Annotated in this window: 21 protein-coding genes; 9 read left to right on the forward strand and 12 right to left on the reverse strand. The window is 61.6% G+C overall.

The genetic code is table 11. The features are described from left to right. Positions 1–155: 155 nt before the first annotated feature. Positions 156–1904 carry a glycoside hydrolase family 3 N-terminal domain-containing protein gene (locus GTA51_RS10990; protein ID WP_160961177.1) on the forward strand — a complete coding sequence of 583 codons (1749 nt, stop codon included), beginning with the start codon at positions 156–158 and terminating at the stop codon, positions 1902–1904. Positions 1905–2112: 208 nt separating this feature from the next. Here the strand turns inward: GTA51_RS10990 and GTA51_RS10995 are convergent, their stop codons facing one another. The 3 genes from GTA51_RS10995 to GTA51_RS11005 form a co-directional block, all read right to left on the reverse strand. Beyond that, on the reverse strand, positions 2113–2433 hold the full coding sequence (locus tag GTA51_RS10995) for a hypothetical protein (protein ID WP_160961067.1): 321 nt from the start codon (positions 2431–2433) through the stop codon (positions 2113–2115). A gap of 173 nt (positions 2434–2606) precedes the next feature. Next, positions 2607–5621, reverse strand: a complete 3015-nt coding sequence (locus tag GTA51_RS11000; RefSeq protein WP_160961178.1) for a proline dehydrogenase family protein — start codon at positions 5619–5621, stop codon at positions 2607–2609. A gap of 2 nt (positions 5622–5623) precedes the next feature. Beyond that, positions 5624–6094, reverse strand: coding sequence for an Lrp/AsnC family transcriptional regulator (locus tag GTA51_RS11005; RefSeq protein ID WP_160961068.1), 471 nt, complete (start codon positions 6092–6094; stop codon positions 5624–5626). A gap of 108 nt (positions 6095–6202) precedes the next feature. On the opposite strand from GTA51_RS11005, the gene GTA51_RS11010 reads away from it, so the two are divergent. From GTA51_RS11010 to GTA51_RS11025, 4 genes are all read left to right on the forward strand, one after another. Continuing rightward, positions 6203–7810, forward strand: a complete 1608-nt coding sequence (locus GTA51_RS11010; RefSeq protein ID WP_160961070.1) for a bifunctional metallophosphatase/5'-nucleotidase — start codon at positions 6203–6205, stop codon at positions 7808–7810. Between the two features lie 241 nt (positions 7811–8051). Then, positions 8052–9530: an AAA-type ATPase lid domain-containing protein gene (locus GTA51_RS11015; RefSeq protein ID WP_160961071.1), complete on the forward strand. Its 1479-nt coding sequence runs from the start codon at positions 8052–8054 to the stop codon at positions 9528–9530. A gap of 19 nt (positions 9531–9549) precedes the next feature. After that, positions 9550–9792: a hypothetical protein gene (locus tag GTA51_RS11020; RefSeq protein WP_160961073.1), complete on the forward strand. Its 243-nt coding sequence runs from the start codon at positions 9550–9552 to the stop codon at positions 9790–9792. A gap of 118 nt (positions 9793–9910) precedes the next feature. After that, a complete protein-coding gene (locus GTA51_RS11025) occupies positions 9911–10654 on the forward strand; it encodes a hypothetical protein (protein ID WP_160961074.1) in 744 nt (247 codons plus the stop codon). 127 nt (positions 10655–10781) lie between these two features. Here the strand turns inward: GTA51_RS11025 and GTA51_RS11030 are convergent, their stop codons facing one another. After that, positions 10782–11129, reverse strand: a complete 348-nt coding sequence (locus tag GTA51_RS11030; protein WP_160961076.1) for a helix-turn-helix transcriptional regulator — start codon at positions 11127–11129, stop codon at positions 10782–10784. An 85-nt stretch (positions 11130–11214) separates the two neighbouring features. Here GTA51_RS11030 and GTA51_RS11035 point away from each other — a divergent pair, with 85 nt between their 5' ends. Next, complete coding sequence (locus GTA51_RS11035) at positions 11215–11424, forward strand: hypothetical protein (RefSeq protein WP_024824322.1); 210 nt, start codon at positions 11215–11217, stop codon at positions 11422–11424. A 583-nt stretch (positions 11425–12007) separates the two neighbouring features. Here the strand turns inward: GTA51_RS11035 and GTA51_RS11040 are convergent. The 5 genes from GTA51_RS11040 to GTA51_RS11060 all read right to left on the reverse strand — a co-directional run bounded on the left by GTA51_RS11040 (position 12008) and on the right by GTA51_RS11060 (position 16787). After that, positions 12008–12862, reverse strand: a complete 855-nt coding sequence (locus tag GTA51_RS11040) for an amino acid kinase family protein (protein WP_160961077.1) — start codon at positions 12860–12862, stop codon at positions 12008–12010. Between the two features lie 101 nt (positions 12863–12963). Continuing rightward, positions 12964–13941, reverse strand: coding sequence for a 4Fe-4S binding protein (locus GTA51_RS11045; RefSeq protein WP_160961079.1), 978 nt, complete (start codon positions 13939–13941; stop codon positions 12964–12966). 24 nt (positions 13942–13965) lie between these two features. Further along, complete coding sequence (locus GTA51_RS11050; protein ID WP_160961081.1) at positions 13966–14364, reverse strand: response regulator; 399 nt, start codon at positions 14362–14364, stop codon at positions 13966–13968. Between the two features lie 154 nt (positions 14365–14518). After that, positions 14519–15403, reverse strand: a complete 885-nt coding sequence (locus GTA51_RS11055) for a DUF2156 domain-containing protein (RefSeq protein WP_160961082.1) — start codon at positions 15401–15403, stop codon at positions 14519–14521. Continuing rightward, entirely contained in the window at positions 15387–16787 is a 1401-nt protein-coding gene (locus tag GTA51_RS11060) for an MATE family efflux transporter (protein WP_160961084.1), read from the reverse strand. The genes GTA51_RS11055 and GTA51_RS11060 overlap by 17 nt, the downstream gene beginning before the upstream one ends. A 141-nt stretch (positions 16788–16928) precedes the next feature. On the opposite strand from GTA51_RS11060, the gene GTA51_RS11065 reads away from it, so the two are divergent. Further along, positions 16929–17315, forward strand: coding sequence for a winged helix-turn-helix domain-containing protein (locus GTA51_RS11065; protein ID WP_160961085.1), 387 nt, complete (start codon positions 16929–16931; stop codon positions 17313–17315). A gap of 9 nt (positions 17316–17324) precedes the next feature. Beyond that, positions 17325–18548 carry an ABC transporter permease gene (locus GTA51_RS11070; protein ID WP_343039507.1) on the forward strand — a complete coding sequence of 408 codons (1224 nt, stop codon included), beginning with the start codon at positions 17325–17327 and terminating at the stop codon, positions 18546–18548. 24 nt (positions 18549–18572) lie between these two features. Here the strand turns inward: GTA51_RS11070 and purN are convergent, their stop codons facing one another. The 3 genes from purN to GTA51_RS11085 form a co-directional block, all read right to left on the reverse strand. Further along, positions 18573–19253: a phosphoribosylglycinamide formyltransferase gene (purN, locus tag GTA51_RS11075; protein ID WP_160961087.1), complete on the reverse strand. Its 681-nt coding sequence runs from the start codon at positions 19251–19253 to the stop codon at positions 18573–18575. After that, positions 19250–20764 carry a uroporphyrinogen-III C-methyltransferase gene (gene cobA / locus GTA51_RS11080; RefSeq protein ID WP_160961089.1) on the reverse strand — a complete coding sequence of 505 codons (1515 nt, stop codon included), beginning with the start codon at positions 20762–20764 and terminating at the stop codon, positions 19250–19252. Before cobA ends, purN begins: the two co-directional genes overlap by 4 nt. 97 nt (positions 20765–20861) lie before the next feature. Next, a complete protein-coding gene (locus GTA51_RS11085) occupies positions 20862–21221 on the reverse strand; it encodes a hypothetical protein (protein ID WP_160961090.1) in 360 nt (119 codons plus the stop codon). 126 nt (positions 21222–21347) lie between these two features. Here GTA51_RS11085 and GTA51_RS11090 point away from each other — a divergent pair, with 126 nt between their 5' ends. Continuing rightward, entirely contained in the window at positions 21348–21716 is a 369-nt protein-coding gene (locus tag GTA51_RS11090; RefSeq protein WP_160961092.1) for a hypothetical protein, read from the forward strand. Positions 21717–21723 lie beyond the last annotated feature (7 nt).

Below are 21723 nucleotides of genomic sequence, written 5' to 3' on the forward strand. Positions count from 1 at the left end.
TTGAACTTGATGTCATGGCAATTTATGCCATTTTTTCAAAATTGATCGCCTAAGTGGAAAGGCATCATGAGCTTGCACCAGTTGTCGCTTTCAGGCGTCAAGCCTTTTCTTAGCCGGACAGTAATGATCAACAATATAGCTGTGAAAAGCGAGGCATCACTTTCAATAGAGTTTTTGGAGGAGATGCGTGCTCTATCCTATCGAATTCATCACATTATATAAATGGATTACGCCATGGGAAAGTGGCTGTGATCGGAAAGCACTTCCCTGGCCATATCGGCATATCTATCAGCCCTCACTACGGCCTACCAGTTAGCTATAAAGGCTACAGCGAATTAATCAAAGAAATTATTCCGTACCCCAGCTTGAAAGATTATCTAGATGGTATCATGACCGCGCACATTGTATTTCCTATAATAAAAAACGCTGCCCATCGATTCGTTACAACATCAAAACTGCTAGTCCATGATACTCTGCGCGGCGCAAATACTGTTTCTATAGGCGACGACAGCTATCAGGCGCTTGGTTTTGATGATCATGTCGTTATGACAGATGACTTGAGTTCTATGACGGCTATTTCTGACTATATGCGCCAGGAAAAAATTCCAAACCTTTCTGATTTAGTTTATCGTTCACTTCTCGCTGGGCATGATATGATCTTACTGTGCTCGGTAAGTGGAAACAAAAAAGATTCTTCGCTACACTTTGACGATATTGATAAAGTATACAACACATTAGTTTCAGCCTTTAAGGAAAAGGGCGCACCTGTATCTCAACTTAGAGACTCTGTAAAACGCATAATAAAACTGAAAGCTGAATTGTTTCACGAAGGGGGCAAACACTCCCTGTTTCCAAAAGCATTTACCTCAAATTATGATCCTGACTTTTTTATGCCCCAGTTTCTTGTTGAAGAAAATTACGAAAGCATAGACAATTTTTACAAAGAAATAACACGCACAGCAATGACAAAAATTCATGAAACAAGCGACATAAAATCTAGATATAAAATGGCAAAGAAGATATGCGTTGTAAATTTTATTGACAGTTGGGTTCCTCCGGCAAGAAAGAATAGTATTGAAACTTTTTATCGCAAAGAGCTAGTTGGCAAGGAAGTTTCTTTCATCACAGAAGTGCGCATGCAGCAGCCTCTAACCACCATAAAAAAGTTAATACAAGCAAAAATTGCTGACAATGACCTAGTCCTTATAAACTTAACATCACCACATGAGATTGGATTAGTTGCAGAAATAGCTAAGCTTGGAGAAAACGCAGCTGACCAGATTGTATTCTTCTTCCATTGTTCTCCTAAATTATTTCCTTGGGAATATTTAAACAGGTTCAATCTATTCGGATGCTTTTCAGAAATAGAACAAAGCTATTTTGCCGATATTGACTATTTAAAAGATGATATAAAGACTCTGCCTGTTTCAAAGCTCCCGCTAGCGCTTGGCGACAACGGTTCTTTTAACAGCATCTCCGAGGAATCAAGGAAACCGCCTGCAAATCCCATGAGTCCTCATTTTGGCACACCCTTTGAAAAAGAGGCCTTGTTTACGCTGAACAAGCAACTACGTGAACAAAATGAAAAATTAGAACAAAAAAATAATACACTCGAAAGCGACTACAGCAAAACGAAACGAGCCCTTTTGATATGTTATTGGTTAATATTTTTCGGCGGATGGGGGTATGCTGGACTTACAGTGTACAGATATTTGTCAGTTGTTGACACATCCTCGAATTCAAATGCGTGGCAAGGAGTAGTCGGATTTGTGCAGGCAAAAAAATTCTTTTTCCGGTTCCTCTTTGGCATTGGCGTAATCATTGTATCACTTGCTGTTGGCGAATTATCCGGCGTCCAGCCTTGGAAAACAATCAAAACCACGATAAGCTATCTCAAACTATAGCATAATAAAATTATTTGTCTCGCCTGATTTTTGTTCTATTGAAAATGTGGTATTTAACTTTCCCTTACATTGAGCAACAATAATTTCAGAACCTATTTCCTTGAGCGAGGCGTTCGGTCACGCATTTCCGGCAAGCCGGTTTCGTCTTCGCGTTTCATGCCCGCCAATATACAGAAACCTTTCATCAAAGACAATCACCCGCCGCCCCCTACTGCAACACCACCCAGCGGTCGTCCACTTTTTTAAGCCGCAGCACCGTCTGTCTGGTCCCGCCCACGGATACCGGGCCGAGGTTGGCGGAGGCGACGATGGTCACCGTGGCTTCGTAGACGCCGTCGCCCTTGCTCTCTTTCTTGTCCACAATGAAGCGCTCGATGGGCACGGCGTTGCTCAAAAGACCAAGAATGTCGTTGCGCTGCACGGCGCTGCGAAAGGCCAGTTCCACGTCGGCGTCGGATGGGCCGAACAGCGAACAGCCCGGCAGCAGACACAGCGAGAACAGCAGACACAGGACAGGCAGGCGTTTCATGCGGCGACTCCTGAGGATGGATTGTGCTTCACATTGGGCCAAGGCCGACAGGAAAGTCAAGGCGCTGGCCGCTCCCCCTCCCCCAAATAAAAAAAGCCGGGAGCGGTCCTCCGCCCCCGGCTTTTCATTGTCTCATTATCGCAGCTTCACGGCTTCGCGCCGCGCGTCGCGCCCTACTCCACCCACTCGTCATCCGCATCAATGGGCGTAAAGCCGCGACGGATAGTATTTTCCGTCACCACGCGCGGATCGACGAATTGCAGCAGATAATCCGGGCCGCCGGCCTTGGAACCCACGCCCGACATCTTGGAGCCGCCAAAGGGCTGGCGGCCGACCATGGCCCCGACGCTGTTGCGGTTGAGATACAGGTTGCCAACGCGAAACTCTTTGCGCGCCTTTTCCAGATGGCGCGGGCTGCGGCTGTAGACGCCGCCGGTCAGCGCATAGCGCGTGCCAACCGCCCAGGCGATGGCCTCGTCAAAGTCCTTGGCCCGCATGACCGACAGCACCGGCCCGAAAATCTCTTCCTGGGCCAGCCGGTGTTCCGGGCGGATGCCCTCCACCACCACCAGCGGCGCGAAATAGCCCTTGCCGTCCACCGTACGCTCGACCAGCACTTTGCCTTCCTGGCGGGCCAGCGCCGCATATTCGCGCACCTTGGCCTGCTGCGAAGCGTCCACCACCGGTCCCATGGCGTTTTGCGGGTCTTCGGACGGCCCGATCTTCAAGCACTCGCAGGCCTCTTTGAGGCGCGCCGTGAAGCGCTCATAGATGGAATCGACCACGATGACCCTTGAGCAGGCCGAGCACTTCTGGCCCTGGAAGCCAAAGGCCGAATAGGCAACGCCCAGGACCGCTTCGTCGAGGTCGGCGTCATCATCCACGATGATGGCGTTCTTGCCGCCCATCTCGGCGATGACCCGCTTGCAATACTCCTGGCCGGGCTGCACCTTGGCCGCCTTCTCGATGATGCGAAGGCCCACGTCCATGGAGCCGGTGAAGGCAATGGTGCTGATCGCCGGATGCTCGACCAGATAGTCGCCCATGACCGAGCCGCGACCGGGGCAGAAGTTGAACACCCCGTCCGGCAGGCCCGCTTCCTTGAAAATGGCCACCATGCCGTGGCCGATGAGCGAGGCCAGACTTGAGGGCTTGAAAACAACGGTATTGCCGGTGACGATGGCCGCCGAGGTCATGCCGAGCGAAATGGCCAGCGGGAAATTCCAGGGCGCGATGACAGCGGCCACGCCCTTGGCTTCGTAGAACAGGTGGTTCTTCTCGCCCGGCTCCCGGCCCATGCGGCGCGGCGTGCCCAGACGGATGGCCTCGCGGGCATAGTATTCCAGGAAATCAATGGCCTCGCCCACGTCATTATAAGCCTGATCCCACTGCTTGCCGACTTCCAGGACCTGGACGGCAGACAAAGCCACGATCTCGCGCCGGGCGATGGCGGCGGCTTTGAGCAGCACGTCGGCGCGCTCACGCGGCGTCTTGTCGCGCCAGGGACCATGAGCGGCCTTGGCCGCGGCAATGGCGGCGTCCACTTCGGCAATGCCGGCCTGACAAACATTGGCCAGCACTTCGTCCGGGTCGGCCGGATTGACGGTGGGGATGCGGTCGCTCGTCTCGATCAGTTTGCCGCCGATGGCGAGCGGGATGGTCTGGCCGGCCTTGGCCCGCACGGCGGCAATGGCCGCCGGAAAGGCCGAGCGCAGATCGGCCAGGGTGAAATCGGCCAGCGGCTCGCCCCGAAAGGCGGTCAGACCGTCGATGGCCGCCGGCGTGGCCGGTTCGCGCATGGACTGGCGGGTCAGTTCGCGCGCCAGGGTCTTTTCCGGATTTTCCAGCAGCACGTCCTCGGCTTCGCCGTCGGCAAAGCTCAGGCGCAAAAACGATTCGTTGGCCGTGTTTTCCAGCAGCCGCCGCACCAGATAGGCCATGCCCGGCAGCAGTTCGCCGTAGGGGCAATAGAGACGCACCCGGCCAGCGACTTTGAGCAGCCCTTTGCGCACCGGCTCGGCCATGCCGTAAAGCGCCTGGAACTCAAAGCGCGCATCGGCCACGCCCAGTTCCGAAGCCGTCTCCATGACGCTGGCAATGGTGCGGATGTTGTGGGAGGCGCACTGAAAATAAATCAGATCGCTGTTTTCCAGGATAATGCGCGAGAGCTTTTCATAGGCGATGTCGGACTCGGGCTTTTTGGTCCACACCGGCACGGGCCAGCCCATTTGCTTGGCCACCACTGTCTCGTAGTCCCAGTACGCGCCCTTGACGAGGCGAATGCCAAAGGGCAGCCCCTGGGCGCGGCCCCACTCGATCAGCCCGTTTAAATCATGCTCGGTGTCGCGCAGATAGGCCTGCAACACGATGGACAGATGCGGATAGTCGCGAAATTCCGGTTCGCTGCGCAGGCGCTTAAACAGCTCAATGGTGATGTCTTTGTATTTGACCTGCTCCATGTCGATGCAAAACGCGCCGCCAAGGGCCACAATCTTGCGGTAGACCGGCCGCATGCGGGCCAGGATACCCTCGACAGACCCCTCGAAATCCATGGGCTTGGCCTGGGAAAAGAGTGCCGAAGGCTTGATCGACGCATTGACCCGGGGGGCGCTGCCCCAGTCGAGGCCCCCACCACCCGTGCCAAAGGGCTTCCAGGAGCCTTGCTCGGCGGCAATGCCGTCCAGTACTTCCAGATAGCCGTCGCGGTAGGCGTCGGATTCGCCCTCGGACACGGTCGCTTCGCCCAGCAGATCGACGGTGAAGGCAAAACCGTCCTTGCGGATCTTGGCAATATTTTTAACGGCTTCCTTGGTCTTTTCGCCCACGATAAACTGGCGCGCCATGCCCTCGATATTGGAGCGGATGGCCTTGCCCATGAGCTTGGCCGCCACCCCCCCGAACATGCCCGACTTTTCCGCCCCCCACTTGAGCACCGGCGGAATATCCCCGGCGTCGCCGCCGGAAAAATATTCCTCGATGTGCCGCGAAAGGTTGTCCGAGGTGGTCAGATAGGGCAAAACATCCACGAACCGGAACAGCTGGACCTTAAAGGCCTCGTTCTGCATGGCCCAGTCCATGACCTTGCCGGTCCAGAAGCCCTTGTTGAAAATGGAAGGCGACTCACCCCGGATGCTGGCGAAAAAGGCCTTGCCGCGCTGGCGGATGGCCTCGTCGAGCTGCGATTGCATCATTATTCTCCCGGTTGCGGCAGCGCGCCGAGCGGCAGCGCACCTGTTTCCTTGACGGTTTGCAGCACCACCGTGGTATTGGTGTCGCGCACGGTGGAAAGCCGGCCAATAACCTTGAGCAGATCGGCCAGCGACCTGGTGTCCGGGGCGCGCACCTTGATCAGGTAAGCAGCCGTCCCGGCCACATAATGGACTTCCTGGACCCCGGGCACGCCGGCCAATTGCTGGCCGGTGTCGATGGCCCCCACCGGCTCGTCGGTCTTGACGAAAGTGAAGGCGGTCAGGTCCAATTCGACTTTGGACGGATCGATGCGGGCCTCGTAGCCGGTGATGACGCCCTTGCGCTCCAGCTTGCGCACCCGCTCCAGCACCGCCGAAGGGGCCATGGCCACAGCCCGGGCAATGTCGGCGTTGGACGTGCGCGCATTGTCCTGAAGGATCATCAGAATCCGGCGGTCGATTTCGTCGATCATTCTTGTTATCTCCTGATATCGAGTTAAAAATTCGATTTTGTCCATCTTGTCAAGTGGTTTCTTCTGTTTGGCCCGGTCAAAAACCGAACAACCTTCGGAGAGGAAAACATGCTGCTATTTAAGCGCGTTGGACCGTTTGTCGGGATGCTGCTCCTGGTGGCTGCAACCGCCCTGGCCGGGGACGACCTGACCCTGACCATCCTGCACACCAACGACATCCACGCCCATCTGGCCTCCTTCGACGAATTCGGGGCGTTTTGCGACAAGGCCAAAGACGCGGCCGGCAAATGCCAGGGCGGCGCGGCCCGGCTGGCCACGGCAGTGGCCCGGCAGCGGGCCAAGGGCGGCAACATCCTGCTGCTCGACGCCGGCGACCAGTTCCAGGGGACGCTTTTTTTCACCAAATACAAAGGCGAAGCCTCGGCCTTTTTCATGAACCGCCTGGGCTACGATGCCATGACCCTGGGTAATCACGAATTCGACGACGGCCCGGCCACTTTGGCGAATTTTATTCGGTCCCTCAAGTTCCCCATGCTCGGGGCAAACGTCGATGTCACGGCCTCGCCTGACCTCAAAGGCTTGATCGCGCCGTATAACGTTCGCGAATTCGACGGGAAAAAAGTCGGGATCATCGGCCTGGGCCAGCCCAAAACCGCCCAGATGTCCAGCCCTGGCCCAAACGTGACCTTTGCCGCTGCGGCCGGGCCGGTCAAAAAAGCCCTGGCCGCGCTCAAAGCCCAGGGCGTCTCCAGCATCATTGTCCTGAGCCACCTGGGCCTTACGGGAGATAAAAAACTCGCCGCCGCCGTGCCCGGCATCGATATCATCGTCGGCGGCCACAGCCACGTGCTTCTGGCCAATGACGCCCCCGAAGCCGTCGGCCCCTGCCCTCTCGTTATCGACGGCCCGGACGGCGGCAAAACACGCATCGTCACCGCCGGCTCCTGGGGCCGCTACCTGGGCGTGGCCCACGCCTCCTTCGACGCCGACGGCCAGATCGCCTCCTTTGACGGCAACCCCGTGCGCCTTGACGCCGCCATGCCCGAAGATCCCGCCACGTTGGCCGAGGTGGACCGCTTCGCCAAACCCCTGGACGCGTTCCGGGCCACCGTCATCGGCCAGACCGACACCCCGCTGGGTGCCGCCATGTGCCGCCAGGAAGAATGCGCCGCCGGCGATGTGCTGGCCGAAGCCCTGCTGGCCGGCGGCCGCCGTTTCGGCGCAACCATCGCCCTGGCCAACGGCGGCAGCATCCGCGCCGGCATCGCCCCCGGCACAATAACCCTGGGCGACGCGCTCACCGCCTACCCCTTCGCCAATACCCTCATCGTCCTCACCCTGACCGGGGCCGAGCTCAAAGCCGCCCTGGAACACGGCGTTGCCAACGTCGGTGCCACCGACGGCACCGGCCGCTTCCCGCAAGTCGCCGGCTTGACTTATACCTATAATCCGGCCAACCCCGCCGGCAGCCGTATCGTCGCCATCGCCACCGCCGACGCCAACGGCACCTTCTCTCCGTTAAACCCCGCCGCCGACTACCGCCTAGCCATCAGCGACTTCCTCTTTCGCGGCGGCGACGGCTACACAATGTTTCACAAAAACGGCCGCGACGTCGAAAACGACGGCCCGGCCACCGTCGATCTCGTGGCCTCATGGCTCGGCACCCACAGCCCGCTGCACCTGGAACTGGACGGCCGCATCGCTGTGGCAAAATAGTTGGGCTTGGGGCTTTGCCCCAGACCCTGCCAAGAGAGGCACTGCCTTGGCCTCTCCGCCAGGGTTCTGTCCTGGACCCGGGAACCGTTTGGTCCAGGGCAAAACCCTGGCAGGCTCCGGGCCAGCATCCCGGGGGAGCTTGCCGGCATTGACTTCCCGGCGGCAAAGCTGGAACAAAGGCCCCGACAACGCGACTGTGCTGCGCTGCTCGCGCGGCGTTGCAGAAGGGAGAATTATCGCCATGGATGCCGTGAGTTTCGCTGTGCTGCGTCGGGCTGTGGACGGCCTGGCCCTGGCCGAGGACACCGGACGCAGTCTGGACGCCTTGCTGGCCGGGCTTTTGGCCGCCCTGGCCGAAACGCCGGCCTTGCAGCATGCCGCCGTGGTGCTCATCGATGCCAATGACCGGCCGGCCATCCGGGCCAGCCTGGGTACCCCGGATATGAGCCTTATTCTATCGGCCTCGCTGGAGCGCGGTCGTCATGCCTTGCGGGCACGGGTCTTGCGGCGGGGGGCGGCGGCGATTGTGGCCGATGCCGACGGCGTCATCGACGCTTCCAGGGAGCAGGCGGCCATGTTGGCCGCGCCGGTGGTGGTCGGGGGGAGCGGTTGCGGCTGGTTTTTTGCCGATGCGCTGCTCGGCGGCGAGGCGACGCTGACCCAGGAGTTGCAGACAGCGGTGCTGATCGCCGGCTTGATCGGCGGCATGACCGATCTGGCCGGCACAGCCCTGGCCCAGAGCGCCGAACTGACCCGGGAGCTGGTTTTTCTGCGCTCCAAGGTTTCGCTGCGCTACCGCCATGTCTTTTCCGACGGCCAAGGGCCTGCCATGCGCCAACTTCGGGCCGAGGCGGACCGGGCAGCCCTGTCCGATGCGCCGGTGCTGCTTATCGGCGAGCCTGGATCGGGGCGGGCGGTCCTGGCCCGGCTCATCCACGAACTCTCACCCCGGGCGGTGCATCCCTTTGCCGTGTTTGCTGCGGCCGGGGAAGAAACACCTCTCGCTGCCGGGCAGCGGCTTTTCGGCGGCGCCCAGGGTTTTGCCGGAGGCACAGGGCCGGGCCTTTTGGAAGAAACCGACGGCGGCATGCTGCTTATCGAGGACGCGCAACGGCTGCACCCGGATATCGCCGAACGCCTCGCCGGGTATCTGCGCACCGGGACGTTCACGCGCTTAGGCGGCGGCCGGCTGCGCCATTGCACCACGCGACTGGCTTTCCAGGCCCCGGCCAGCGGTTTGCCCCCGGAGTTGGCCCTGGCGGCTGTGCCGCTGGCCATCCGCACGCCAAGCCTGCGCGAGCGGCGCGAAGACATCCCGGCCCTGCTTGACCAACTGCTGTCCCAGGAAGCAGCCCGGGGCGGGCGGCGTATGACCCTGACCTCCAAGGCCCTGCGGGCGCTGGAAACCTACGACTGGCCCGGCAACATCAGCGAAATGCAACGCATGCTGGCCCGCCTGGCTGTGACCGCGCCGGAAGATCGCATCGACATTGCCGACATTCCGCCCGAAGCGCTGACCGAAGGCGAACGCCCGCCGGTCCTGCCCGAGGACGCGGCCGAGCTGCGCGACATGGAACGCCAGCAGGTCTTAAACGCCCTGGAACGCCATGGCTGGGTGCAGTCCCGGGCGGCCCGGGAGTTGGGCCTGACCTTGCGCCAGATCGGCTACCGCATCCGCAAATACGGCCTGGCCCGCGACGAGGACGCCCCAGCGTCCTGACCTGAGAGGAGTGCCTTTTATGCCCCAAAGCCTTAAGGATTTTATCGACATCGCCTTCAAACTGGCCGTGCTGGCCGCCGTCGCCTGCTTTCTCTTCCTCTACGCCGAAGGCCGCAGCGTCGGCCGCTTCCAGTACATCGCCAACGGCGAACAGGAATACATCATGGATACGGTGACCGGCGTCATCTACCAGGGCGGCTTTTCCATGAACCACATTACTGGCAAGGAAACGCTGTCCAGCACCGGCCAGAAGCCGCGCTAGTTCTTGTGCCATAAATAATACAAGTTATTATTAACGGTTAAGATTGCCGCTACAGACAGCAGCGTGGTACAAGGCCCCTCCACCCGGCGAGAGCGTGCGGCTCGTCAAAGGAGGGGCCATGACCCTACACGATGCAGGCTTTGTCTTCTATCTCGGCTTCGACGACACCGACACCAAAACTTCGCCCAAGGGCACAGGTCGCACCATCCGCGATTTCTGCGCCACCCTGCCCGAAACCTACCGCTTGCAGGCTGTGCTGCGCCACCAACTGCCCAAACGGCCGGAAATCCCCTTTACCAGCAACAACAGTTCGGCCTGCGCCGTCATCGAAACCGATGACCCGGCCCTCGGCCGGCCGCTGTTCGAGGCCGCCTGCAACTATCTGGTCCAGTTCGCGCCCCAAGGCAGCGATCCGGGCGTGTGCCTGGCCGAACGCCGGGCCGTTGCCGATGAACTGGTGGCCTTTGCCCTGGCCTGCAACGGCGGCGTCGTGCGCCAGGATCAGGCCATGGCCGCCGCGTCGGGTATCCTGCTCGCCGGCGTCGGCGGCACCAACGACGGGCTTATCGGCGCGGCCGCGGCCGTGGGGCTGACCCGCCATGGCTGGTGCGGCCGGTTTATCGAGCTGGGCGACATGCGATCCTTGCCGGCCACCGTGACCGTGGGTGAGTTGCTGACGCGCGGCATCCAGGTGGCCTCGGTGGACCGCGATCCGCTGACTCCGCTGCCAAACGACCTGATCGCCACCGGCGGCTGGCTGCGGCCCTCGCTGCTGGCCGGCCAGGCCGTGCTGCAAGTGCGCGCCAACGGCGACGGCCGCTGGATCGCCGCCCTCGGCAAACGCGGCGACAAAGCGGCATAGCGAGAAGCGGGGCGCTGCCCCGCTCCCCTGGGGGGAAGGCAGAAGATGCCTCCGGCGGCCGGGGGGGATAATCCCCCCCGGACCCCCTTGATGGGAAAAGTTTTTCAAGTGCGCGAGTCCAAGTCCGTTAGCCGCGGCTGCGATACCGCTCCACAAAGGCCAACAACCCTTTAGCCTGACGCTCCATATACCCCACCCAGGCGTCGAGCACCTCGCGGCCCGCGTCGGTCACGACATACACCCGCTTGGCCGGGCCTGACCCCGTCGCGTCCCACTCGGACGCCACCAGCCCCTCGTCTTCCATCTGGCGCAAATGCCGGTAGATCATGCCCGGCGGCGCATCGCCCTTTAAAAATCCATACTCTCCGATATGTTGCAACAGCTCATAGCCGTGCGACCGGCCATCTAAAAGCGCCATCAGAATCGAGGGCTGCATGTAGCGCTCCTGCTTGCCGCCGCCAATTTTCTCGGACATCGTTCCCACTCCTTGACATAGATACTACAAGCACATATGTTAATCTCAACATCCCAACAGGGCAATCGGCCCATCGGAGGACGACATGGCGAAGATTTTTGCGCGTGAGCGCCGCAAGATCGAACAGGGTGAAAAAAAGCCTCGGTTCCGCGTGGTGGCCGCCACAGGCGACATCAAGTTTTTTGCCGAGCATATCCGCAAGCGCGAACTGGAAGCCATTGCCAAGGAAATCGGCGCGGATATCGTCTATCTGCCCACCGACCCGGCCGGCACCGGCGGCGGGAAGACCGCGTAAGGTTAGAGACGACAAGGCGAGAAGAGACGCGACAAGAAGAGACGAAAAGAAAAGAATGCCTCCGGCGGCCGGGAGGGGGTAACCCCCTCCCGGACCCTCCCTTTCGGGACGGCGCATTTTCCGGCCACGCTCTGCTTGGCCGGAAAATGCGCCGTTGCACTAAGGGGACAGGCAAATGATTCATTTTTGATGGGCTGGCGAAGAGGGTAAAGCTCCCAAGTGCTTGCCCTGCCGCTTCTGTCTTCCCGCCTGTTCGGCCCAACGCGCAGGCCCAGACGCCATCGTCCACCCTGTCCTGTCGCTCTTTCGCAAACCTGTTCGGCCCCGTCTCCGGGGCCGAGGGCAGCTTGGGGGCGGCATTTTCGGGCATCGGGTTGCCGGGCTTTGACGGCAGTCCGATGCCCGAAAATGCCGCCCCCATCTTCGACAGCCTCCCGCCGCCGACCACCCCGCTCCCCGCTCGCCCCGCCTTCCCGCTGGGGGGTCCGGGGGGATCATCCCCCCGGCCGCCGGAGGCCTCTTCTGCCTTCTCTTCTCTACGCTTCTCTACCCTTCTCCGCCTCTTCTCTTCTCACCTTCTCCCCTACGCGTCCTGGTAGATAATCGTGCCGACGTGTTCGCCGTTAAGCGCCGCCAGGATGTGCTCGGGATGACGCAGGGCGTCGATGACCTGGAACTGTTTGATGGACTTGCTGTGTTTGAGGAAGCGCAGCACGGGCCGTTCGACGATGAGGTCGTCGAGATCAAGGGCTGTCAGTTCGGAGACGGAGAGGCGGCCGTAAAATTCGAGTTTCTCGTGATCTTTGGCCTTTTTGGGATCGCCGCTGTAGAGGCCTTTTTCGTCTTTCAAATAGATCAGCGATTTGGCACCGATGTTTTCGGCCAACAGGAATGCGCCGGAGTCGGTGCGGTGCGGCGGGATCATGCCTTCTTCGGCCGGGTGTTCGAAAAAGCCGTAGGGCGGGATGCCCGGGGTGATGGGCAGATAGCCGAGCTGGCAGAACATGGTGAGTTGTTCGAGGTGATCGCCGTGGCCGATGCGCACGCCGCCGTGTTTGGCCAGGAGCACGGACAGGATTTCGGCGTTTTGCGAGGCCACCTTGTCGCCGAGTTTGGACAAAACGCCGGTCGGCATGCCGAGTTCCAGGCCGATGTTATAGATATGCCGGGCGCGGGTGCCGCCGCCGGTCATGAGGATGATTTTGTGTTCTTCCTTGGCCTTGAGCAGTTCGTCGAGGATCGGCAGCAACGCCTTGGCACCCCGGTCCATGATGGACTGGCCGCCGATTTTGAGCACATTGACGTCGGGATGCATCCGAAAAACTTCCCGCTGGCCCTGGGTGGCGAGCAGTGCCCGGCTGACCAGGGATTCACCCATCAGCGGCGAGTCGATATGCAGCCGTCCGGCTTCCTGTGCTTCTTTGATGAGCTTGCTCATTGCGCCCTCTCTCTTGGATTTTTTTAAATATAGGACTGTTTTCGCTATATCCTTGAAGAGCATAGGGCGCAAGTGAAAAGAGGTGCAGGCGGGGGGGGGCGTCAACCGCCCAGGGCCAGGGCGTAGAGGCGGGCCAGCATGGCCGGCGGCAGGGAGGAATGCCACAGCCCCAGGGCGTGGGCGGCCAGCCAGGCCAGGAAGAAGAGGCTGCAGGCACCGACAGCCGTGGTCCACCAGGGCACGGGGCGGCCGGCGAAGGTGAAGCGCACGGCACTTGTGGGGCGCGGGCAGGCCACGACGCAGGAGGCGCAGCCGGTGCAGTCCATGGGTCTGGGGCTGGCCGTGAGGGGGATGTCCATGGGACAGGCTTTGCGGCAGCGGCCGCAGCCGGTGCAGCCGTCGGCGTCGCGGACAAGGGCAGTCGGGCCGATTTTGGCCAAAAGGCCGAGCAACGCGCCGTAGGGGCACAGCCAGCGGCAAAACGAGCCGCGAAAGACGAGGCCGAGCAGAGCCAGGACGGCCAGGACAGTGACGGCCGTGGCGCTGGGGTTGGTGAAAAACCGCAGCATCCGGGCGTCGGCGGTGATGTTGTAGGCCGAGCGCTGAAAGGCTTCGATGTCGGCAAGGCCCATACCGAAAAAGGTCGTCACGAGGAAAAAGGCCAGGAGCAGATACTTGGGCAGGCCCAGGACGGCATCCAGGCGCGGGGGCAGGCTGCGGGCCAGACCCAGGCGCTGCCCCAGCCGGCCCAGGCGCACGGTCACAAAGCCGACAGGGCAGATGTGGCCGCAAAAGCCCTTGCGAAGGGCAAGGCCCATGGCCATAGCGGCCAGCAGAATCCACAGCCCGGCCGGATGCACCGGATCAAAGGTGCCGGTGGCCAGAAAACGGCGCAGGCCAAGCAGGGCGCTAATAGGCAAAAAGCCTTCCACCCCGGCCGGCCGGGCGACAGCCTCGGCGCGGCCGGCGGCGACAGCCAGGCAGAAGCGCACGAAGGCCACGCCGATGATCACGGTGGCCAGAAAGAAAAACCATTGGGGCAGACGCGACAGCGTCTTTGGCGAGAGGCGGTACGACATGGGAAAAACCTTGGCGAAGGGCTATCAGGCAGTGCGCGCAACGGCCAGACGGTCGGGCAGAACGCGGCGCAGGGTGCTCCAGAGGTCATCAGCGGTAAAGGGCTTGGTGAGATAGGAACTGACGTTGGCGGCATCGGCCTCGGCCAGATTGGAGGCCATGGCCTCGGCTGTGACCATGATAAACGGGGTGTGGGCCAGGGCGGCGTCGCTGCGCACCCGACGCAGGAGGTCGATGCCTTTCATGCGTGGCATGTTCCAATCGGAAATGATGCAGTCCACCGACTGACCGGCCAACACATCAAGGGCCTGCCTGCCGTCGCACGCCTCCACAACCTCGGTTCCGCCGGAACCGAGCATCTTGCGGATGATACCCCGCATGACTTTGGAGTCGTCAACGACCAGAACCTTGAGTCGGTTGTCCATGCCTGTCGCCGCGTCCGCCTTCTTTTAATTGCCGTGGTAACAACACCGAGCACCATTGTTTTTTTTATTGAAAAAGGCAAGCCCCAGCCGCACCGCAGTGCCGGCCCTGGTGGGAGGCCGGGCACTGCAGGCCGTGCTCCAGACGTCTTCGGACTCACCCGGCCGGGGCCACTGAGACCTTGCATTTTTTGAGATACTGGCACGGATTGTACGACAGTTTGGCTTTGCGCAGCCCCTCGTCGCCCAAATCCTGCTCGCGGTTGACCAGGGCGTAGGGTGTGCCGGCGTCGGCCAAAAACTGTTGGTTGATGGCCTGATAGACGCCCTTAAAGCCCGGACGGCCCTTCTCGAAATGGATGACCAGCATTTCCGGGGTCAGTTCCTCGGCCACGGTATAGGCGATCATTTCGCCGTCCACCCGGATGGTGCCGCCAACCAGCCCCGGCATGCGGTCCCAGGACTGCAACACCCGCACGATGGCCTTGTTTTCGGCGAGTAGTGCCCCGGAATCCTCGGGATCGCGCCAGGCGAACCATTGGCGCTGGAGTTCCAGGGTCTCTTCCACGCAGTCCGGGGTCAGGGTCTTGTATTCGGCGTTGTAGGAACGCAGGAACTGGCTGAGCAGATTTTTTTTCTTGTGAAACTTGTTGCCGCGAAGCTCCACCAGTTCGGGCACGCTGTAGACGTAGTCGTCATGATCCCGGGCCTCTTCGGTGCGTACCCGGTCGGGCATGGCCGCGGACAGGATTTCGCACAGCTTCTCCGGCACCCGGATAAAATCCAAACCCTGGGCCAGACACGGGCACGCACTCCAGTCCACATCGGTCCACGGCCCAACCGGTGCCCAGAACACTTCAAAGGGTTTGGTTTGCAAAATCCACACATGGCTTTCGCCAAAACGCCAGGACAAGCCGTATTCTTCGGCCCAACCCCAGAGATTGCCGAAGCTGTAGTCTGACACTTTCTGCGGGCATTTGGCGAGGCGCTCCAGATATTCGTCGCGCCGGGCCAGTGAAATCGCCTCAAATCCGTCTCGCATCTTCCTTCCTCGTCTTGCCGCCGCCCATGCCGAAACGTGCCCAATCGGCGTACCGGTACACCCCAAGGCATACCAACGCCTGCACGGCCTGGGAAACGAACATGGAAATCCACACGCCCTCGGCCCGCCCCAGGAGGCTATGCCCCAGATAGAGCGCCAAGGGCAACCGCACGAGCCAGATAGAACCGCCTGTGACGAACATGGTGTACAGCGTCGCCCCGGCCCCGGTCATGGCCCCGATGAGTATAAGGCCGGATACGGTAAAGGGAATGGCTGCCACGTTATAGCGCAGATAGGAGACCGCCTGGGCCGCCGTTTCCGGGTCCGGCGACAAAAAGGCCGCCGCCTGCGGCAAAAACGGCCACAAGGCCAGCCCCATAAGCGTTATGGCCGCCACGCCCACGGCCGCGATGCGGTAGCCCACGCGCCGGGCCGCCTCGGGCTGGCCAGCCCCGATCAGGTTGCCTACCAGGATCGAGGCCGTAAAATTAAAGGCCATGGGCGGCAGAAAAAGAATCGATTCCAGGCGCATACCCGCCGACATGCCGGCCAGGGCGGCCACACTGCCGCTTGGCAGCGAACCGGTGATGGCAAACAACACCAGATAGCCGGTATGCCACACGATCTGCATGAGTCCCGACGGCCAGGCCACCTTGATCAGATACGAACTGGCGCAGCGCACCCAGCGCCAGCGCGGAAACTGCTTGCGATCCAGCATGCCGACCCGGAGGAGGGCCGCAAAATTAAAAAGCATGCCGGCCGTCACCGAAACAAACGTGCTCCAGGCCACCCCGGCATAGCCATAGTCCGGCAGGCCCCAAAGCCCCAGGCCAAAACCGAAATCGCCCACGGTATTAAGGATTGCCGCCAACCCCCAGGCCAAAAGCGGCACCATCACCAGCCGGCGGGCGCGAAAAAGTGCGTTGGCAATGATGAAAAAGGACTGGATGGGCAGCAGCAGCAGCAGCACCGTCAGAAAATACCGGGCCATGGGCACAATGGATTCAGGCACCTGGAGCAGACGCAAAAAAAGATCCCGGGTGAGCAGGCCAAAGAGCAGGATGGCCACCGAGGCCGCCACGCCGGCCAGCAGACACAGCCAGACATAGCGGTTGGCCCGGGAATGGCGGCCCGCGCCTTCGGACTGGCTGACGGCGGCCACGGCCCCATTGGCCACGGCTGACGCCACCACCTGGAAAAAAAACATGGCCTGGGCCAAAACGCCAATGGCGGCTTGCGTTTCCCGATCAATGCGACCGCCGACCCACACGTCCACGAACCCGATCAAAAATGTCAGAAACATCATAAGGATCTGCGGCCAGGACAGGGACCAGATTTCGCGAAATCCCACCCCGGTGGCCAGCAGTCCGTTTTGTTTGTGCATCCATCCTCCACGGCCGCAGGCAAAGCGTCTGGCGATACGGGACGCCGGGGCAACGGTCAACTCCCCCTTGGCATTTGCGGCCTGCAAAGGATAAGACATTGCCACCCGGACGCCAGGGGTCGGGCTGCACAGGGAGGGGAAATGCGTAACATCAGGGCCGTACAACGGCTGCACATGTGGCTGGAAACCGAAGACGGCATGATGCTCGGGCTGGGCCGGATTCAACTGCTGGAGCTGGTCGAGGAACTTGGATCGCTCAATAAGGCCGCCTCGGCCATGGGCATGTCCTATCGCGCCGCCTGGGGGCGCATGAAACAGACCGAAACCGTCATTGGCCAGCCGCTGGTCGAGCGCTCGGGGCCGAAAAAGGGCTTTCGCCTGACGCCGCTTGGCCATGACATCGTCAGCATGTTTCGCACCTGGCACAAGGAAGTGGAAGCCTACGCCGTCAGCCGGGCCAAAGACATCTTCCCCTGGGCCACGGAGCCGTATGTCGAGGGGAAAGCCAAAATTTCCTCGTCCGCCTAGGCATCTGCCGTGTTACTCAGCCTTCGCATTGCGCTCAAAGCCCTGGCCACGCACAAGATGCGTACGGTGCTGGCCATGCTGGGCGTGTTTCTGGGGACGTTTGCCCTGACCGGCGTCCTGCATATCTCCCTGGCCATGGAACGCAAGGCCGTTCTCGAAACGGAAAAGCTCGGCCCCAATCTGCTCATGGCCATGACCGGCAACATCCGCTTCCGCCGGGGCGATATCCGGCCCGATGCCGGCAACACCAATTTGAAGCTTCCCGACGCCGTAGCCCTGCTGCGCGGCCTGCCCTCGGCCGTTGGCGGCGTGCCGTATTTAAGTTTTCCCATGCCCATCCGGGTGGGGGACAAAAAAATCATGTGCCAGGTCGTGGCCACCTGGCCCGACTATCCGTCCATTCGCGGCAACACGGCCCAATTCGGACGCTTTATCGACCAGACCGAGGAGGACGACAAAGCGCTGGTGTGCGCCCTGGGACCGGCCATCGCCACCCGGCTGTTCGGCTCGGCCGAGGCCGCCCTGGGCCAGTCGGTCTTTATCTTTCGGGCGCGGCTGCAAGTGGTTGGCGTCATGGAGGAAAAAGGCTCGGACATTTCTGGTGCCAACCAGGACGAACAGGTGTTCGTGCCGCTTTCCACCTACATGCGGCGCATGTCGAACAAAAACTACATCCACGGCGTGTACGTGCGTCTGGCCGACGGCGCGGATTTTGACGCCTCCCGGGAGGCGGCGGTCCAGATTCTGCGCCGTCGCCACGAAATAAAGACCGAGGCCGGGCAGGCCGACGACTTCAAGGTGCTCACCGCCAAGGACACCATGGACGTCAAACAGCAGGCGCTGGATCTGGTGCAAACGCTGGGATTTATCAGCTCATCGCTGTCGTTTGGCATCGGCGGGCTGGGCATCCTGTCGATCATGATTTTGCTGGTGCGGGCCAGACGCCTGGAAATCGGCATCCGCCGGGCGGTCGGGGCCAGGCGCGGCGACATCATCCGCCAGTTTCTGATCGAATCGGGCCTCATGGCCACGGTCGGCGGCGCGGCCGGAACGCTTGTGTCCCTGCTGGTGCTGGCTTTGGTCTATCGCATCGCCCAGTTCCCAAACGTTTTCAGCCCGGTGTTGATCGGCGGCGCGCTGATCGGCTCGACGGCACTCGGCATCCTGGCCGGCGCCTATCCGGCCTGGCAGGCGGCCAACGTGGAGGTGCTCAGCGTGCTGCGCGACGAGTAGGCCGGGCACCTTCGCCGTACTGCGTCAAAAACCGGCCTCAAGGGGCGGATTGACCAGACAGGGCATGACGTCGCCAATGTCGGCAAGGGGTGTATCGGCCGGGGCGAGGCGGGTTTTGCGCCCATGGATGGTGAGGCGGCCGGTGGCCAGCCAGTTGACGGCCTGGGGGTAGATGCGGTGTTCAAGGGTCATGATGCGCTCGCCCAGGCTTTTCGCGTCGTCATCGGGTCGGGCCGGCACGGCGGCCTGGATAACGATGGGGCCGTTGTCCATTATTTCGTCCACGAAATGGACCGTGGCCCCGGCGATGGTCACGCCATAGTCGGCAGCCGCGCCCTGGCCGTGCAGGCCCGGAAAGCTGGGCAGCAGGGCCGGGTGGATATTGAGGATGCGCCCCCGGTAGGCGGCCACGAACTCGGGACCAAGCAGACGCATGAAACCGGCCAGCACCACGGCTTCGGCCCCGGAGTCGCGCACGGCGGCCAGCAGGGCCGCGTCGTAGGCGGCCCGGTCCGGGAAGGCGGCGTGGGGCAGGCCCACGGCGGCCAGACCGTGCTTTCGGGCGCGGGTCAGGCCATAGGCCTCGGGTTTGTTGGCCACCACCGCCGTGATGCGGGCCGGGAGGGTGCCGTCTTCGATGTGATCGATGAGGGCTTGCAGGTTGGAACCTGTCCCGGAGACGAGCACGGCGATGGGCAGGGTCATGACGTCGTTCTCGCGTCGGCGATGACGGCTTCGGCCAGGGCCGGCACGGTGTAGGTGGCGGCGTTGACGTCCGGGGTAAAGCCGTATTCGGCCAGGGTGGCGGCGGTGATGGGGCCGATGCAGGCGGTTTTGACCTGGGAAGCCTTGAGCACCTCCGCCGGAATCTGGGCGAAGAAGTTTTTGACCGTGGAGGAACTCGTAAAGGTCACGTAGTGGATGTCGCCGGCTTTGATGGCCTCGATCAGTTCCTCGGGGTCCTGGTCCACGGGCCGGGTGTCGTAGACAGGCAGCACGGTCACGGCGCAACCGGCGGCGGCGAGCTTTTCCGGCAGCACGTCCCGGGCTTCCCGGGCGCGGGGGATGAGCACTTTTTTGCCTTGCACATCGCGGGCTAAAAGGCCCTCGACCACGGATTCGGCCACAAAACGTTCGGGCAGGAAATCGGCCCGCAGCCCGCGCTCGGCCAGTTTCTGGGCCGTGGCCGGTCCGATGGCCGCCACCTGGATGCCGGCAAAGGCCCGGGCGTCGAGATTGACGGCGTCCAACTGCTCAAAAAAGCAGTCCACGCCGTTGGCCGAGGTGAAAATCACCCAGTCATTTTCATAAAGCGTCTCGATGGCGGCGCGCACCGGGGCGGTATCGGCCAGGGGGGCGATTTCGATGGCCGGGAATTCGAAGCAGCAGGCCCCTTCTTCCGCCAGCAGGCGCGTTAAGTCGCTGGCCTGCTCGCGGCTGCGGGTGACAACCACGCCCTTGCCGAGCAGCGGGCGCTTTTCATACCAGGAAAGGGTTTCGTGCAGTCCGACCACGCCGCCGACCACAAAGAGCGACGGCGGGGCAAAGCCGTGCTTTTGGGCTTCCTCGGGCATGGTGGCCACGGTGGCAATGAGGCTTTTATGGCGGCAGGTGGTGCCCCAGCGCACCAGGGCGGCCGGGGTGTCGCCGGACATGCCGGCCTTCATGAGATTTTCGGTGATGTGCGGGAGGTTTTTGACCCCCATGAAAAAGACCAAGGTGGAGCCGGACTGGGCAAAGGCGGCCCAGTTGAGCGAGCTTTCGGCCTTGGTCGGGTCTTCGTGGCCGGTGATAAACGACACCGACGAGGTAAACGAGCGATGGGTGATGGGGATGCCGGCATAGGCCGGCGCGGCCACGGCCGAGGTCACGCCGGGGACAACCTCGAAATCGCAGCCCGCGGCAATGAGCTCTTCGGCTTCCTCGCCGCCGCGCCCGAAGACGAACGGATCGCCGCCCTTTAAGCGGGCCACCATCTTGCCGGACTTGGCCATGTCCACCAGCAGATCGTTGATCTTGTCCTGGGGCAGGGTGTGGTCGCCGCCCTTTTTGCCGACATAGTATATTTGCGCGTCTTTGCGGCAGAAATCGAGAAAAGCCTTGTTGGCCAGATAGTCGTAGACCACGACGTCGGCGCGCGACAGGAGCTCCTTGCCGCGAAGGGTTAAAAGCCCCGGATCGCCGGGACCGGCCCCGATGAGATACACTTTGGACATGGATTCGCCTTTGGGTGGTTGGCTGTGTCGGTTCGGTCAAGCGGCATACCGGGGAACGGCCGCCGTTACAAGGGGGAGGCTGCCTCCGGTCGCGGGATTACGGCCCGACGCGCCAGCCCGGGGCCGCGTCGCCACACAGGCAGCGGTTGATGGCAAGATCCACCACACAGCTGTCGGCCAGCCGGTTTTCCGGGGTGACGAGCATGGCCGCCCGGCCCTGGTCCGGCACCATGCCGTTGTTATAGAGGTAGCGCACGGTCACTGTTTTCAGGCCATCGGGCCGGGGCGCAACAGACTCCACCCGGACCTCGTACAGCCCCCGGTTGGGACATGCGGCCCAGGCCGTGTTGAACAGATGCAGATACTTGGCTTCACCGCCGCCGGTTTCCCGGGTACAGCCGGCAACGCTAGCCAAAAGAAGAGCCAGGACCAGGGACAAGAAGATCGAGCTTCGCATGCGCGCTCCATGGGAGTTGTTTTTCCCCGTTTCTTCCACGGATTGCCGAAAACGGCAACCCTGGCCGCCTTTGACTTCGGGCCGCTCTCGTAGCACAACAACCCCCGATTCCAAAGGAGGTCTGCCGTGCCGACGACCGTTGTGGCGCGCGTGTTGCTTTTGGCTCTGTGCTGCCTGCTGGTTGCCGCCCCGGCCTTGTCCCAGGACGACTACCGGGCCGTTTTAGGCAACGAGGCCGGGGTGTTTCCCGGAGCCGAGTTCAAGCGCGTGATCCGTTTTCCCAAGGCCACGGCTGTGCTGTTTGAGACCGGGGCCAGCCCGGCCGAGGTCAGCGCCTTTTACGCCAAGGACATGGTCGCCCGGGGCTGGACAATCGAAGTCAACGACGTCACCGACGCCGCCTCCTATCTGCTGGTCGTCAAAAACGGCCGCCGGGCCATTATCGAAGCCCAGCGCGGCCTGCCCGGACGCACGGGCTTAAACGTCAGCCTCTAGCTCGCCC

This window comes from Solidesulfovibrio aerotolerans (genome assembly GCF_009856865.1).
Lineage (GTDB): Bacteria > Desulfobacterota > Desulfovibrionia > Desulfovibrionales > Desulfovibrionaceae > Solidesulfovibrio > Solidesulfovibrio aerotolerans.

Bases quoted from the DNA above. Each gene is read 5' to 3' on its own strand.
- GTA51_RS11050 (WP_160961081.1), bottom strand. From the start codon at position 14,364: ATGGACAACCGACTCAAGGTTCTGGTCGTTGACGACTCCAAAGTCATG.
- GTA51_RS11065 (WP_160961085.1), top strand. From the start codon at position 16,929: ATGCGTAACATCAGGGCCGTACAACGGCTGCACATGTGGCTGGAAACC.
- GTA51_RS11035 (WP_024824322.1), top strand. From the start codon at position 11,215: ATGGCGAAGATTTTTGCGCGTGAGCGCCGCAAGATCGAACAGGGTGAA.
- GTA51_RS11055 (WP_160961082.1), bottom strand. From the start codon at position 15,403: ATGCGAGACGGATTTGAGGCGATTTCACTGGCCCGGCGCGACGAATAT.
- GTA51_RS11025 (WP_160961074.1), top strand. From the start codon at position 9,911: ATGACCCTACACGATGCAGGCTTTGTCTTCTATCTCGGCTTCGACGAC.
- GTA51_RS11085 (WP_160961090.1), bottom strand. From the start codon at position 21,221: ATGCGAAGCTCGATCTTCTTGTCCCTGGTCCTGGCTCTTCTTTTGGCT.
- GTA51_RS11000 (WP_160961178.1), bottom strand. From the start codon at position 5,621: ATGCAATCGCAGCTCGACGAGGCCATCCGCCAGCGCGGCAAGGCCTTT.
- GTA51_RS11020 (WP_160961073.1), top strand. From the start codon at position 9,550: ATGCCCCAAAGCCTTAAGGATTTTATCGACATCGCCTTCAAACTGGCC.
- GTA51_RS11030 (WP_160961076.1), bottom strand. From the start codon at position 11,129: ATGTCCGAGAAAATTGGCGGCGGCAAGCAGGAGCGCTACATGCAGCCC.
- cobA (WP_160961089.1), bottom strand. From the start codon at position 20,764: ATGTCCAAAGTGTATCTCATCGGGGCCGGTCCCGGCGATCCGGGGCTT.
- GTA51_RS11010 (WP_160961070.1), top strand. From the start codon at position 6,203: ATGCTGCTATTTAAGCGCGTTGGACCGTTTGTCGGGATGCTGCTCCTG.
- GTA51_RS10995 (WP_160961067.1), bottom strand. From the start codon at position 2,433: ATGAAACGCCTGCCTGTCCTGTGTCTGCTGTTCTCGCTGTGTCTGCTG.
- GTA51_RS11045 (WP_160961079.1), bottom strand. From the start codon at position 13,941: ATGTCGTACCGCCTCTCGCCAAAGACGCTGTCGCGTCTGCCCCAATGG.
- GTA51_RS11015 (WP_160961071.1), top strand. From the start codon at position 8,052: ATGGATGCCGTGAGTTTCGCTGTGCTGCGTCGGGCTGTGGACGGCCTG.
- GTA51_RS11005 (WP_160961068.1), bottom strand. From the start codon at position 6,094: ATGATCGACGAAATCGACCGCCGGATTCTGATGATCCTTCAGGACAAT.
- GTA51_RS11040 (WP_160961077.1), bottom strand. From the start codon at position 12,862: ATGAGCAAGCTCATCAAAGAAGCACAGGAAGCCGGACGGCTGCATATC.
- purN (WP_160961087.1), bottom strand. From the start codon at position 19,253: ATGACCCTGCCCATCGCCGTGCTCGTCTCCGGGACAGGTTCCAACCTG.
- GTA51_RS11060 (WP_160961084.1), bottom strand. From the start codon at position 16,787: ATGCACAAACAAAACGGACTGCTGGCCACCGGGGTGGGATTTCGCGAA.